This is a genomic window from Micromonospora cynarisoli, from assembly GCF_030518815.1.
Taxonomy (GTDB): Bacteria; Actinomycetota; Actinomycetes; order Mycobacteriales; family Micromonosporaceae; genus Micromonospora; species Micromonospora wenchangensis.
Map to the genome: position 1 here is coordinate 3,824,710 of NZ_CP130426.1, position 12,491 is coordinate 3,837,200.

At 72.6% G+C, this 12,491-nt stretch carries 16 protein-coding genes; 4 read left to right on the forward strand and 12 right to left on the reverse strand.

The features are described 5' to 3' along the window. The first annotated feature begins 46 nt into the window (after positions 1 to 46). Positions 47 to 592: a hypothetical protein gene (locus tag Q2K16_RS16195; RefSeq protein ID WP_302738379.1), complete on the forward strand. Its 546-nt coding sequence runs from the start codon at positions 47 to 49 to the stop codon at positions 590 to 592. Positions 593 to 662: 70 nt separating this feature from the next. On the opposite strand, the gene Q2K16_RS16200 is transcribed toward Q2K16_RS16195, so the two are convergent. From Q2K16_RS16200 to Q2K16_RS16210, 3 genes are all read right to left on the reverse strand, one after another. Then, entirely contained in the window at positions 663 to 1,625 is a 963-nt protein-coding gene (locus tag Q2K16_RS16200) for an aldo/keto reductase (RefSeq protein ID WP_302738380.1), read from the reverse strand. Positions 1,626 to 1,710: 85 nt separating this feature from the next. Next, positions 1,711 to 3,390 carry an ABC-F family ATP-binding cassette domain-containing protein gene (locus tag Q2K16_RS16205; protein WP_302738382.1) on the reverse strand — a complete coding sequence of 560 codons (1,680 nt, stop codon included), beginning with the start codon at positions 3,388 to 3,390 and terminating at the stop codon, positions 1,711 to 1,713. A 41-nt stretch (positions 3,391 to 3,431) separates the two neighbouring features. Next, the gene (locus tag Q2K16_RS16210; RefSeq protein ID WP_302738384.1) at positions 3,432 to 4,037 is read right to left on the reverse strand and encodes a class I SAM-dependent methyltransferase; all 606 of its coding nucleotides are present in this window, start codon (positions 4,035 to 4,037) and stop codon (positions 3,432 to 3,434) included. A 144-nt stretch (positions 4,038 to 4,181) separates the two neighbouring features. Here Q2K16_RS16210 and Q2K16_RS16215 point away from each other — a divergent pair, with 144 nt between their 5' ends. After that, positions 4,182 to 5,285: a hypothetical protein gene (locus Q2K16_RS16215; protein ID WP_302738386.1), complete on the forward strand. Its 1,104-nt coding sequence runs from the start codon at positions 4,182 to 4,184 to the stop codon at positions 5,283 to 5,285. A gap of 85 nt (positions 5,286 to 5,370) precedes the next feature. On the opposite strand, the gene Q2K16_RS16220 is transcribed toward Q2K16_RS16215, so the two are convergent. After that, positions 5,371 to 5,865 carry a GyrI-like domain-containing protein gene (locus Q2K16_RS16220; protein WP_302738387.1) on the reverse strand — a complete coding sequence of 165 codons (495 nt, stop codon included), beginning with the start codon at positions 5,863 to 5,865 and terminating at the stop codon, positions 5,371 to 5,373. A gap of 154 nt (positions 5,866 to 6,019) precedes the next feature. Here Q2K16_RS16220 and Q2K16_RS16225 point away from each other — a divergent pair, with 154 nt between their 5' ends. Continuing rightward, positions 6,020 to 6,829 (forward strand): phytanoyl-CoA dioxygenase family protein, encoded by an 810-nt coding sequence (locus Q2K16_RS16225; protein ID WP_302738388.1) that lies wholly within the window; start codon positions 6,020 to 6,022, stop codon positions 6,827 to 6,829. A gap of 8 nt (positions 6,830 to 6,837) precedes the next feature. Further along, positions 6,838 to 7,668: a TrmH family RNA methyltransferase gene (locus tag Q2K16_RS16230; protein WP_302738389.1), complete on the forward strand. Its 831-nt coding sequence runs from the start codon at positions 6,838 to 6,840 to the stop codon at positions 7,666 to 7,668. Here Q2K16_RS16230 and truA read toward each other — a convergent pair. The 8 genes from truA to infA all read right to left on the reverse strand — a co-directional run bounded on the left by truA (position 7,665) and on the right by infA (position 12,477). Further along, complete coding sequence (gene truA / locus Q2K16_RS16235) at positions 7,665 to 8,495, reverse strand: tRNA pseudouridine(38-40) synthase TruA (RefSeq protein ID WP_302738390.1); 831 nt, start codon at positions 8,493 to 8,495, stop codon at positions 7,665 to 7,667. The genes Q2K16_RS16230 and truA overlap by 4 nt on opposite strands. Before the next feature lie 74 nt (positions 8,496 to 8,569). Further along, a complete protein-coding gene (gene rplQ / locus Q2K16_RS16240; RefSeq protein WP_302738391.1) occupies positions 8,570 to 9,133 on the reverse strand; it encodes a 50S ribosomal protein L17 in 564 nt (187 codons plus the stop codon). 34 nt (positions 9,134 to 9,167) lie between these two features. Next, a complete protein-coding gene (locus Q2K16_RS16245) occupies positions 9,168 to 10,190 on the reverse strand; it encodes a DNA-directed RNA polymerase subunit alpha (RefSeq protein WP_007073009.1) in 1,023 nt (340 codons plus the stop codon). A gap of 96 nt (positions 10,191 to 10,286) precedes the next feature. Next, positions 10,287 to 10,913: a 30S ribosomal protein S4 gene (rpsD, locus tag Q2K16_RS16250; protein ID WP_067301470.1), complete on the reverse strand. Its 627-nt coding sequence runs from the start codon at positions 10,911 to 10,913 to the stop codon at positions 10,287 to 10,289. Between the two features lie 14 nt (positions 10,914 to 10,927). Further along, positions 10,928 to 11,335 carry a 30S ribosomal protein S11 gene (gene rpsK / locus Q2K16_RS16255; protein WP_030329919.1) on the reverse strand — a complete coding sequence of 136 codons (408 nt, stop codon included), beginning with the start codon at positions 11,333 to 11,335 and terminating at the stop codon, positions 10,928 to 10,930. 69 nt (positions 11,336 to 11,404) lie between these two features. After that, positions 11,405 to 11,785, reverse strand: coding sequence for a 30S ribosomal protein S13 (gene rpsM, locus Q2K16_RS16260; RefSeq protein ID WP_088646990.1), 381 nt, complete (start codon positions 11,783 to 11,785; stop codon positions 11,405 to 11,407). A 263-nt stretch (positions 11,786 to 12,048) separates the two neighbouring features. Then, positions 12,049 to 12,162, reverse strand: coding sequence for a 50S ribosomal protein L36 (gene rpmJ, locus Q2K16_RS16265; RefSeq protein WP_012184307.1), 114 nt, complete (start codon positions 12,160 to 12,162; stop codon positions 12,049 to 12,051). A 93-nt stretch (positions 12,163 to 12,255) separates the two neighbouring features. Further along, positions 12,256 to 12,477 carry a translation initiation factor IF-1 gene (infA, locus tag Q2K16_RS16270; protein ID WP_007073013.1) on the reverse strand — a complete coding sequence of 74 codons (222 nt, stop codon included), beginning with the start codon at positions 12,475 to 12,477 and terminating at the stop codon, positions 12,256 to 12,258. Positions 12,478 to 12,491 lie beyond the last annotated feature (14 nt).

Here is a 12,491-nt window from a genome sequence, read left to right on the forward strand (position 1 = left end):
ACACCGGCGGTGGGGGCGGCCCCTCCACATCGGAAGGGAGACGTCGATGCGTACCTTCAGAGCCCTCGCCGCCGCGCTGGTCGTGGCGGCCCTGGTGGCCCTGCCGGCGGGTCCGGCGGCGGCGCACGGCGGGAAGGTCAAGCTGACGGTGGCCGGTGACGGTGCCGGCGGGGTCACCGTGATGGCCGTGTACGCCGACGGGCACCGGCTGGACCAGCCGGTACGGCTCACCCTGACCGCCGAGGGCGAGGGTGGCCGGACGGCCGGGCCGGTGCAGATCGAGCCGTCCGGGGAGGGGCAGGGCTTCTACAGCAGCGGCCCGCTGCTGTCCCCCGGCGACTGGCGGGTGACGGTCAGCGCCCCCGCGCCGTACCGGAGCACGGCTACCGCCCAGGTGCAGGCCCGGGTGGCCCAGTCGCCGTCGCCGGTCGCCGTCGAACGCCCGGCGGCCGGGGCGCAGGAGACCGGAGCCGGCTGGTGGCGGTGGTTGGCAGGTGGCCTCGCGGTGGTGGTCGTCGCCGGGTCGACGCTGCTGTGGTGGCGGCGCCGGACCCACCCCGGGCCCGGGGAAGCGGCCGGCCTCGGCGGCTGACGGCCGCGTCGCCGGTCGGGCCCGGACACCACGGCGGTGTCCGGGCCCGACCGCGTCCGGCCCGGTGTGCTCAGAGCAGGGCGTCCAGCGCGTCGAGGTCGTCGTCGGTGGGCTGCCAACCGCCGGCGGCGGCGTTCGCTCGGACCTGCTCGGCGGTGGTCGCGCCGGCGATGACCGAGGCCACCGCCGGGCGGGCGGCCAGCCCGCCGATGGCCACCTGGAGCAGCGTCAGCCCCCGCTGCGTCGCGTACGCCTCCAGCGCCTCGATGGTGTCCCAGCGGGCGGCGGCGAGCCGCTCGGCGTACCGGCCGCCACCGGCGAGGCGGCTGCCGGCGGGCGGGGCGCTGTCCCGCCGGTACTTGCCGGTGAGCAGCCCGTTGGCCAGCGGGAAGAACGGCAGCAGCCCCAGGCCGAACCGCTCGCAGGCCGGGACGATCTCGACCTCGGCGTCCCGGTGGAGCAGGTTGTAGTGGTTCTGCGCGCTGACGAACCGGGTCAGCCCCCGGGTCTTCGCCGTCCAGTCGGCGTCGGCGATCTGCCAGCCGGAGAAGTTGGAGTTGCCCAGGTACCGCACCTTGCCGGCGCGGACCAGGTCGTCCAGCGCGGCGAGCGTCTCGTCGACCGGGGTGTCCGGGTCGGGCTCGTGCAGCTGGTACAGGTCGATGTGGTCGGTGCCGAGCCGGCGCAGCGACGCCTCGACGGCCCGCACCACGTACCGCCGGGACCCGCGTACCCCGAAGTCTCGGCCGTTGCGCCCACCCATCGACATGCCGAACTTGGTGGCCAGCACCACGTCGTCGCGCCGCCCCTTGAGGGCCTGCCCGAGCAGTTCCTCCGAGCCGCCCGGCGGCTCGCCGTAGATGTCGGCGGTGTCGAAGAAGGTGATCCCGGCGTCGAGCGCGGCGTCGACCACCGCCCGGGTGCCGTCGATGTCGAGCTTGCGGCCGAAGTTGTTGCAGCCGACGCCGACCACGGACACCACGAGCCCGGAGTCGCCCAGCCGGCGGTAGGTCATCTCAGTCACGAGATCCACCCTATGCCGCCCGGACCGGCCCCGACCGGCGACGACCACGCCCGGTGACGGGGCGTGGTCGGCACCTCACGGCCGCGCGGATGGCTCAGCCCACGTCCCAGACCGGCTCCGGGGTCTCCACCACGTCGCCGTCGCCCCGGAACAGCACGAACCTGTCGAAGGAGCGGGTGAACCAGCGGTCGTGGGTGACCGCCACCACCGTCCCGGCGAACGCGGCCAGTCCCGCCTCCAACGCCTCCGCCGAGGCCAGGTCGAGGTTGTCGGTCGGCTCGTCGAGCAGCAGCAGGGTGGCCCCGGACAGTTCCAGCAGCAGCACCAGGAACCGGGCCTGCTGGCCGCCGGAGAGGGTGCCGAACCGCTGGTCGCCCTGGCCGGCCAGCTCGTAGCGGCTCAGCGCCGCCATCGCCGCGTGCCGGTCCATGCCGTCCCGGTGCGCGTCGCCGCGCCACAGCACCTCGACCAGGGTCTTCGCCGTCAGCTCCGGCCGGTCGTGGGTCTGCGAGAAGTGCCCCGGCCGCACCCGGGCACCCAGCCGGACCACCCCGGCGTGCGCCACCGGGGCCAGCGCGGCGGCCCCGTCCACCGGGCCGTTGGCCGGGTCGGGGTCGGTGCCGCCCCGGGCCAGCAGACGCAGGAAGTGCGACTTGCCGGTGCCGTTGGCCCCGAGCACCGCCACCCGGTCGCCATACCACAGCTCCAGGTCGAAGGGGTAGGTCAGGCCGTCCAGCTCCAGCTGCTCGCAGATCACCGCGCGCTTGCCGGTCCGCCCGCCGGCCAGCCGCATCCGGATGTCCTGGTCCTTCGGCGGTACGGGCGGCGGCCCGGCCTCCTCGAACTTGCGCAGCCGGGTCTGCGCCGCCTGGTAGCGGGAGGCGAGCCCGTCGTTGTACGCGGCCTTCTGCTTGTACATCAGCATCAGCTCACGCAGCTTCTGGTGCTCCTCGTCCCAGCGGCGGCGCAGCTCGTCGAGGCGGGCGTGCCGGGCCGTGCGGGCGTCGTGCCAGCTCGCGAAGCCTCCCGGGTGCACCCAGGCGCCGCCCCCTTCCACGGCGACCACCCGGTCGGCGGTGTGCGCGAGCAGTTCCCGGTCGTGCGAGACGTACAGCACCGACTTGGCCGACTCGCGCAGCCGCTGCTCCAGCCAGCGTTTGCCAGGCACGTCGAGGAAGTTGTCCGGCTCGTCGAGCAGCAGCACCTCGTCGGGGCCGCGCAGCAGCAGCTCCAGGGCGAAGCGCTTCTGCTGCCCGCCCGACAGGGTGCGTACCGGCCGGTCCCGGGAGGCGTCCCAGGGCAGGTCGAGCACGGTGGTGGTGACGGTGTCGAAGAGCACCTCGGCGTCGTACCCGCCGGCCTCGCCCCAGGCGGCCAGCGCGTCGGCGTACGCCAGTTGGGCCTTGCCGGCAGCGGTGCTGTACTTGCCGCGCAGCTCGGCCTCCCGCATGGCCCGTTCGGTGTCGGCGAGCCGGTGGCCGGCCGCGCGCAGCGTCGGTGGGGCCAGCGACAGGGCCAGGTCGGCAAGCGTCGACTCGTCGCCGATCATGCCGATGAACTGCCGCATCACGCCGAGCCCACCGGAGCGGGCGATTGCGCCGGTGCGCACCGGCAGGTCACCGGCGACCATCCGCAGCAGCGTCGTCTTGCCGGCGCCGTTCGGCCCGACCAGGGCGACCTTGGCGCCCTCGCCGACCCGGAACGACACGTCGGCGAAGAGCTCCCGGCCGTCCGGGAGGAGGTGCCCGACCGCTGCCACGTCCACGTATCCCACGCCGGCATCCTGCCCGAGGCGTGGGGCCGGGCGACACTCGATTACCGGGTGACCCGCAGCACCCGGTAGCCCTTCTGGCTGGCCTGCCGGGTCACCGCGAAGCCCTCGTCGACCAGCCAGCGGTGCAGCGAGTCGCCGCCGAGGTGCCGGGCCACCACCAGCCAGCCGACGCCGTCGGGGGCGAGCCGGGGCAGCCAGCGGCGCAGCAGGGCGTGCAGTTCGGGTTTGCCGATGTGGATCGGCGGGTTGGACCAGACCTGGGTGAAGGCGACCTCGGCCGGCACCTCGTCCGGGGCGACGGCGTGCACCCGGTCGGCGGCGTCGATCCGGGCGGCGTTCGCGGCGGTCAGCTCGCGGGCCCGCGCGTTGACGTCGACCGCCCACACGGTGGCGGTCGGCGCGAGGTCGGCCAGCACGCAGCTGATCGGCCCGAACCCGGAGCCGATGTCGAGCAGGTGACCGCCGGTGCCGGCGGTCGGCAGCTCGGCCTTGCGCAGCAGTACGGCGGTGCCGGGGTCGAGCCGGGCGGCGGAGAAGACCCCGCTGGCGGAGGCGAGCGTGTAGTCGCGCCCGGCGACGTGGAACTCGACCTCGCGGGGGTGGGCCGGGGCGCTGGGCTCCGGGGTGAAGTAGTGGTCGCCGGTCACCGGGGCATTCTTCCACCGGCCCGTACCGGTCCCGTCGTCGGCGGTCGGTGCACCGGGGTGGACGGTCCGGGGCATCCGACGCGCCACGCGCGGAATTTCCGGATTTTATCCTCTAAAGGGGCAATGAACCCTACTCTGGGCGACATGGTATATCGGTACGAGTCCGCTGAGGACGCGTTTGAGGAGAACCCGCGCCCCGGGGCGGACCTGCCGCTGGTGCAACCCGGACCGGCCGCGCCGGCCGGGCCCTCCCCGTCCCGCTTCCCGGTCCCCTCCCTGCCCCGGACCGCCCGGCCGGTGCCGCCGGAGACCGGTCCCGTCCCGATCCGCTCCGCCGTCCAGATGCCCGCCCCGACGCCCACGCCACAGCGGTCCCGGTCCCGCCGCTCCGGTGACGCTCGCGGCGGCCGGCTCTGGCAGATCGCCGTCGGCGGGGCGGCGGTGCTGATGCTGCTCGGCCTCGGCGGCATCGGTGGGGCCCTGCTGCTCATCGACCGCACCGCCACCGACGACCCGGCGCAGAACGGGGCCGCGCCGACGGCGTCGGCGAGCGCCGCCCCGACCGAACAGGCCGCCGCCGGCCCGCTGGACTCCCGGGACGTCGACCGGCAGCCGTTGACCGCCAAGGAGGTCTTCCCCGACAAGACCCTGGTCGTCGGCGGCGACCGGCACGAGTACCAGGTGCTCAAGACCCAGGCCGGCGCGAACTGCGCCGTGGCCGCCACCGGTGAGATCGCCGACCTGCTGGTCACCCTCGGGTGCAGCCAGGTGGTCCGGGCCACCCTGCGTTCCCCCGACGGCGACCACCTGCTCACCGCCGGCCTGTTCAACCTGACCGACCTGGCCACCGCGCAACGCGTCCGGGACCGGATCAGGCCGCTGCTCGACGACCGGCGCGGCCGGTTCCGGGGCATGCCTGCCGGGGACGACACCGAGTCGGTCGCCACCGCCGCCGCCCGCGTCGCCTGGCAGGTACGCGGCCACTACGTCGCCTACTGCCTGGTCACCCGGGACGACGCCGGTGCCGTCCCGGCCGGTGACCGCGCCGTCCGCGAGATCATCTACGACCTGATCGAGCTGCACCTCGACAAGGGGGTGCTGGCCCGTCGCGCGGCCGGCGTCAGCGTGGACCAGCCCACCGCGAAGCCCACCGGCACCGGGGCCACCCCGTCCGCCGGGACGAGCAGGACGCCCACCGCCTCCCCGCGCGGCGACGACCCGGACACCGACGAACTGCCAGGCGACTGACCGCCGTCGACGCAGGGCCCGGCCGGAGCGGCCGGGCCCTGCGTCGTGCTGCGACGGCCCCCAGCACCGGCGCCGGCACCGGTCGCTACGCCGGCTCGACGGGCAGCCAGAGTTCGCGGACCGTACCGCCGAGGTCGCCCGCCGCAGCGGGCACCGCGACGATCTCCGGGCCCGGCCGCAGACGCCACGGGTTGAAGGGAAACCACCCCGTTGCGGCAGTGGCCCAGGTCCGCTGCAGCATCTGCGGATGCGGCCCCACCACCCGGATGACCACCCAACGGCCCGCCGGGACCTCGATGACGTCCAGGTCGGCCGGGACCGGCGTGCTCCGGGACACGGCGACCCCGTGCAGGTACGTCAGCTCGCTGCCCTCGTCGTAGTCCGCGTCGAGGTCGTCGCAGACCGCGAGCAGGCCACCCGGCTCGGCGTCGCCGAGCGCCTTCAGACGCAGGTGCTCCTCCGCCGGCAACGCCGCGACGTGCCGCTGGATGTACGGGTTGACGCATCGGTGGATCAGGGGAACCCGGGTGGCGTGCCCCACGAGCCGGAATGCGGGACGGCCGACGAGGCGGGTCTCCATGCGTTCGTTCCCTTCGGCGGTGGGGCGGAACCTGAGCCGTGCTGCCGGGCGACCCGGCCCTTCGTATCGTGGCCGGTGTCGATGCGGCACACCCGACAGAAGCGGAGCGGAAAGTGTCGGGCGACCGGGCCCGGCGCCACCACACGATGGGCGCATGGACGACACGACACTGGTATCCCGGTTCCTTCACGACGGCTTCGTGAAGGTGGCGGGCGCCGTCGCGCCGCGCGTGGCCGCCGACTGCGCCCGGCTGCTGTGGCGGGAGACCGGCTGCGACCCGGACGACCCGGCCACCTGGACGCAGCCCGTGCACTGGGTGCCCGGCATGGCGCAGGGGCCGTTCGCCGCCGCGCCCAACTCCCCGTTCCTCCATCACGCGTACGACCTGCTCGTCGGCGCGGGACGCTGGGAGCCGCGCTACTCACTGGGTACCTTCCCGTTGCGCTTCCCACACCGGGACGAGCCGGACGACGCGGGCTGGCACATCGAGGGCAGCTATCTGCCGGAGGGCGCGAGCTGGTACTTCACGAACGTCCGCTCCCGGGGTCGGGCACTGCTGATGCTGTTCCTGTTCAGCGAGGTCGGTGACGAGGACGCGCCGACCCGGATCAGGGTCGGCTCCCACCTCGACGTGCCGAAGGTGCTGGACAGGTACGGGGAGGACGGGGCGAGCGGGCTCGACCTCGCGCCCGAGCTGGTGGCGGCGTCGGACCACCGGCCGGTCGCCCTGGCCACCGGGTCCCCTGGTGACGTCTTCCTCTGCCATCCGTTCCTGGTGCACGCGGCGCAGCCGCACCACGGCACCCGGCCGCGGTTCATGGCCCAGCCGCCGCTGATGCCTGCGGCACCGTACGAGCTGGAACGGCCCGACGGTGCGTACTCGCCCGTGGAGATCGCGATCCGCCGGGGACTGGGGCACGACACGCCCGACCCTGCTCTACGGGGGAGGCGGGAACACCGGTGAGGGGGCGGGTGAGTGGCCGCAACGCGCGATTCCAGCAGTGGGAGGCGCTGCTCCGCAACCGCGCCAAGCGGCAGCGTCGCGGCGAGTTCCTCGTGCAGGGCGTACGCCCGATCACCATGGCCATCGAACACGGCTGGCAGGTCCGGGAGCTGCTCTACGACGCCGACGCCCAGCTCTCCGGCTGGGCCCGCAGAGCCCTGGACACCGTCCCGGCCGAGCGGTACGCCGTCTCCCCCGACCTGATGCACGAGCTGGGCGGCAAGGCCGACACGGTTCCGGAGTTGCTGGCCGTGGTCGCCCTGCCGGAGGACGACCTGTGCCGCATCCCGACCGGGCCGACCATGCTCGCCGTCGTGTTCGACAGGCCCACCAGCCCCGGCAACATCGGGACACTCATCCGGTCCGCAGACGCCTTCGGCGCGTCCGGCGTCATCGTCACCGGCCATGCCGCCGACGTGTACGACCCGAAGGCGGTGCGGGCGAGCACCGGCTCGCTGTTCGCGCTGCCCGTGGTCCGGGTGCCCGCACACCAGGCGGTGCTGTCCTGGGTCGCCGACGTGCGCGCCGGCGGTGTCCGCATCGGCATCGCGGGTGCCGACGAACACGCCGTACTCACGGTCGCCGAGTGCGATTTCACGCAACCCACGCTGGCCCTGATCGGCAACGAGACCACCGGTCTCAGCGTCGGCTGGCGTGCCGCCTGCGACCAGCTCGTCCGGGTCCCGATGTCCGGGGCCGCCAGCTCCCTGAACGCGGCTGCCGCCGCGACCGTCGTGCTCTACGAGTCGGCCCGCCAGCGCAGCGCCGCCGCCCGCCGGGCGCAGCGGCTGACCGGCTAGGACTCCACGGGCAGCCGCAACCGGCGGGTCCGGTCGGCGCGGTCGGCGTAGTCGGCCGGGTCGGCCGGATAGCCGACGGCCACCAGGGTCAACCCGTGCGCCGGCGCGACCGTCACCTCGCTGGACCGTTCCCGCCGGACGAGCAGCCCGGCCGGCCAGTCGACCGGGCGTCGACCGTCCCCGGCGGTCAGCATCGCCCCGACCAGGCTGCGCACCATCGCCTGGCAGAACGCGTCGGCCTGCACGGTGGCGACCAGGATGCCGTCCGGGTCCCGCCGCCAGTCCAGCCGGGTCACCTCGCGTACCGTCGTGGCGTTCTCCTTGCGCCGGCAGTACGCGGCGAAGTCGTGCTCCCCCACCAGGCCGGCCGCCGCGACGTTCAGGGCGGCCGGGTCCAACGCCCGGGGCCAGGCGAGGGTGTCGCGCCGCCGCAGCGGTTCGGCACCCCACGGGGCGTCGGTCACCCGGTACTCGTAGCGGCGGAAGGTCGCCGAGAAACGGGCGTCGAAGTCGGCGGGAACCTCCGTCATCGCCCGGACCCGGACGTCACCGGGGAGCAGCCGGGCCAACCGGCGCAGCAGCCGCTCCCGGTGCTCCGCCCAGACGGCGGCGGGCAGGTCGAGGTGGCAGACCTGCCCGGTGGCGTGCACCCCGGCGTCGGTCCGCCCGGCCACGGTCAGGCCGGTCACGGTGCCCGCCCCGAGCACCAGGTCCAGCGTCGCGACCAGCACCCCGGCCACCGTGCGCCGGGTCGGCTGGGCAGCCCAGCCGGAGAAGTCGGTCCCGTCGTACGCGACGTCCAGCCGCAGCCGGGTCCGCTCGTCCACCTCGTACCTCCCGTTCACGACGTCGGGCCCGGCACCCCAGGAAGGGATGCCGGGCCCGACGGTGCTGCCGTTGCTCAGGCCTTGTTCTCGGTGGCCTCGGTGGCCTCGTCGCTGTCCTCGCGGGCGGCGGCGGTGTCACCGGACGCCGAGACCGGCGCCTCGGAGTCCTGGTCGGCCTGGGCCGCCGGGGTCTCCTCGGCCGGGGCGAGCGCCTCGACCTTGTCCTGCTGGGCGGCCTTGCGGGTGGCGGTCTTCTTGTTCGCCTTCGGCTCGGCGACCTGAAGCTCCTCCACCAGCTCGATGATCGCCATCGGAGCGGCGTCACCCTTGCGCGGGCCGGTCTTCACGATCCGGGTGTAGCCACCGTTGCGGTTGGCGTACCGGGGCGCGATCTGGTCGAACAGGGAGTAGACGACGTCCTTGTCCTTGACGACGCCCAGCACCCGCCGCCGCGAGGCGAGGTCGCCACGCTTGGCCTTGGTGATGAGCTGCTCGGCCAGCGGACGCAGCCGCCGGGCCTTCGTCTCGGTGGTCTGGATCTTGCCGTGCTGGAACAGCGCGGTGGCCAGGTTGGCCAGCATCAGCCGCTCGTGCGCGGGGCTGCCGCCGAGGCGGGGGCCCTTGGTGGGCGTGGGCATGCTTGGTGCTCCTCAGGTGTGGCGGCAGCGCGGACTAGAGCTGCTCGGTCTCGCGATAGTCGTCGGTGTCGTAGTCGGCCTCGCCGAAGGCGTCCACGACGTGCGCCGGGTCGAAGTTCGGGGCCGAGTCCTTCAGCCCCAGACCCATCCCGGCGAGCTTCATCTTGACCTCGTCGATCGACTTCTGACCGAAGTTGCGGATGTCGAGGAGGTCGGCCTCGGTACGCCCGATCAGCTCACCAACGGAGTTGATGCCCTCGCGCTTGAGGCAGTTGTAGGAGCGGACGGTGAGGTCCAGCTCCTCGATCGGCAGGGCGAGGTCGGCCGCCAGCTGGGCGTCCTGCGGGGACGGCCCGATGTCGATGCCCTCGGCGGTCTCGTCCAGCTCCCGGGCCAGCCCGAACAGCTCCACCAGCGTCGAACCGGCGGAGGCCAGCGCGGTACGCGGGCCCATCGACGGCTTGGTCTCGACGTCGATGATCAGCCGGTCGAAGTCGGTCCGCTGCTCGACACGGGTCGCCTCGACGCGGTACGTCACCTTCAGCACCGGCGAGTAGATCGAGTCGACCGGAATCCGGCCGATCTCGGCGCCGGCCTGCTTGTTCTGCGCCGCCGTCACGTAGCCGCGACCCCGCTCGACGGTCAGCTCCATGTCGAGCCGGCCCTTGCCGTTGAGGGTGGCGAGCTTGAGGTCGGGGTTGTGCACCGAGACACCGGCCGGGGGCTGGATGTCACCGGCGGTCACGTCGCCCGGCCCCTGCTTGCGCAGGTACATGCTGACCGGCTCGTCGTGCTCCGAGCTGACGCAGAGCTCCTTGATGTTCATGACGAGCTCGACCACGTCCTCCTTGACCCCGGGGATCGTGGTGAACTCGTGCAGCACACCGTCGATCTTGATCGAGGTGACCGCGGCACCCGGGATGGACGACAGCAGCGTACGCCGCAGCGAGTTGCCCAGGGTGTAGCCGAAGCCGGGCTCCAGCGGCTCGATGGTGAACCGGGAGCGGGTCTCGTTGATCGACTCTTCGGAGAGAGACGGTCGCTGGCTGATGAGCATTTCTTCTCTTCTCTTCCGGGACGCCCGCTATATGACGCCCACGACACAAACTGTTCCGGTGGCCCGCCCCGCAGGACGGGCCACCGCAACGAGCCCTTACTTGGAGTAGAGCTCGACGATCAGCTGCTCCTGGACCTGGGTGTCGATCACCTGGCGGGCCGGGAGCGAGTGCACCAGGACCTTCATCTGGCTCGGGATCGCCTCCAGCCACGCCGGAACGGTCTTCGAGCCGGCCTGGGCCTGCGCCACGATGAACGGGGTGAGCTCCTTGCTCTTGCCCCGGACCTCGATGATGTCGTGCTCCTTGACGCGGTACGACGGGATGTCGACCTTCTTGCCGTTCACGGTGAAGTGACCGTGCTTGACAAGCTGGCGGGCCATGTCCCGGGAGTGCGCGTACCCGGCCCGGTAGACCACGTTGTCGAGCCGCGACTCCAGGATCTGCAGGAGGACCTCACCGGTCTTGGCCTGCTTGGCCACGGCCTCCTCGTAGTACCCGCGGAACTGCTTCTCCAGCACGCCGTACACGCGGCGGGCCTTCTGCTTCTCGCGGAGCTGGAGCAGGTACTCCGTCTCCTTCGTGCGGCCACGGCCGTGCTGCCCGGGCGGGAACGGCCGGGACTCGAACGGGCACTTCGGGCCATCGCACTTGCTGCCCTTGAGGAACAGCTTCATCTTCTCCCGCCGGCAACGGCGGCAGTCAGCACCGGTGTAACGAGCCATCTCTCTCTAACCTCTCAGACCCGGCGACGCTTCGGCGGACGGCACCCGTTGTGCGGCTGCGGGGTGACGTCGGCGATCTGGCCGACCTCCAGCCCGACGGCCTGCAGCGAGCGGATGGCGGTCTCCCGGCCGGAGCCGGGACCCTTGACGAACACGTCGACCTTGCGCATGCCGTGCTCCATCGCCCGACGCGCGGCGGCCTCGGCGGCCAGCTGCGCGGCGAACGGGGTCGACTTGCGGGAGCCCTTGAAGCCCACCTGGCCGGCGGAGGCCCAGGAGATGACCGCACCGGTCGGGTCCGTGATGGACACGATGGTGTTGTTGAACGTGCTCTTGATGTGCGCCTGCCCGTGGGCGACGTTCTTGCGTTCCTTGCGCCGGACCTTCTTGACTGCGGCTCCGGCACGAGCCTTCGGTGGCATAAGTCTTCTGCGCTCCTGTATGGGTTCTCGATCGGCTGCTGGCTCTTGGCCTGGGCGCCGGCGTGGGAGTTACTTCTTGCCGGGCTTCTTCTTGCCGGCCACGGTCCGCTTCGGGCCCTTGCGGGTCCGCGCGTTGGTGCGGGTCCGCTGGCCGCGCACGGGCAGGCCCCGGCGGTGCCGGATGCCGGCGTAGCAGCCGATCTCGACCTTGCGGCGGATGTCGGCGGCGACCTCGCGGCGCAGGTCGCCTTCAACCTTGTAGTTCGCCTCGATGTGGTCGCGGAGCTGAACGAGCTCCTCGTCCGTGAGGTCCCGAGCGCGCTTGTCCGGCGAGATGCCGGTAGCGGCGAGCGTCTCCTGGGCGCGGGTGCGACCGACCCCGAAGATGTAGGTGAGCGCGATCTCCATCCGCTTCTCGCGGGGGAGATCCACGCCGACTAGACGTGCCATGTGCGGGCGTACTCCTCGTGATGTGTGGCGGAGGTGTGGACCCGTCCCACCCCGCTACCGACCTGTTCCGGCTCCGGCGCGTCGTGCGCCGGCGACCGGACGGCCGCTGCCCGAGCGAGCCCCGGCCTCCGACCGGGGGTTGGCCACGAGAAGGTACGCATGCGTACGTTCCGCGGCTGGGACGAGCTGGTGACGTGTTGTCGTCGGATCTGCGCGACCCGGACCGGTCCGCCGCCCCCCGTCACACGGAGAGCGGGCTCGGATCAGCCCTGGCGCTGCTTGTGGCGCGGGTCGGTGCAGATCACCATGACCCGGCCGTGCCGGCGGATAACCCGGCACTTGTTGCAGATCCTCTTGACGCTCGGCTTGACCTTCACGGTTGCCTTACTTCCCATCCGGCCCGGCGACGCGGTGACCACGACTCCGGACGTCGAAGACGGACACGGGGACTTCCCGGCCGCCGTCAGGCTTTACTTGTAGCGGTAGACGATGCGCCCGCGGGTCAGGTCGTACGGCGAGAGTTCGACGACGACCCGGTCCTCCGGCAGGATGCGGATGTAGTGCTGCCGCATCTTGCCGCTGATGTGAGCCAGCACCTTGTGGCCGTTCGCGAGTTCCACCCGGAACATGGCGTTCGGCAGAGGCTCGATGACCCGACCCTCGATCTCGATGGCTCCGTCTTTTTTCGGCATGTACTCCGCTGTCC

Bases quoted from the DNA above. Each gene is read 5' to 3' on its own strand.
- rpsK (WP_030329919.1), bottom strand. From the start codon at position 11,335: ATGCCACCGAAGGCTCGTGCCGGAGCCGCAGTCAAGAAGGTCCGGCGC.
- Q2K16_RS16245 (WP_007073009.1), bottom strand. From the start codon at position 10,190: ATGCTCATCAGCCAGCGACCGTCTCTCTCCGAAGAGTCGATCAACGAG.
- Q2K16_RS16225 (WP_302738388.1), top strand. From the start codon at position 6,020: ATGGACGACACGACACTGGTATCCCGGTTCCTTCACGACGGCTTCGTG.
- rplQ (WP_302738391.1), bottom strand. From the start codon at position 9,133: ATGCCCACGCCCACCAAGGGCCCCCGCCTCGGCGGCAGCCCCGCGCAC.
- rpsD (WP_067301470.1), bottom strand. From the start codon at position 10,913: ATGGCTCGTTACACCGGTGCTGACTGCCGCCGTTGCCGGCGGGAGAAG.
- rpsM (WP_088646990.1), bottom strand. From the start codon at position 11,785: ATGGCACGTCTAGTCGGCGTGGATCTCCCCCGCGAGAAGCGGATGGAG.
- infA (WP_007073013.1), bottom strand. From the start codon at position 12,477: ATGCCGAAAAAAGACGGAGCCATCGAGATCGAGGGTCGGGTCATCGAG.
- Q2K16_RS16220 (WP_302738387.1), bottom strand. From the start codon at position 5,865: ATGGAGACCCGCCTCGTCGGCCGTCCCGCATTCCGGCTCGTGGGGCAC.
- Q2K16_RS16195 (WP_302738379.1), top strand. From the start codon at position 47: ATGCGTACCTTCAGAGCCCTCGCCGCCGCGCTGGTCGTGGCGGCCCTG.
- Q2K16_RS16215 (WP_302738386.1), top strand. From the start codon at position 4,182: ATGGTATATCGGTACGAGTCCGCTGAGGACGCGTTTGAGGAGAACCCG.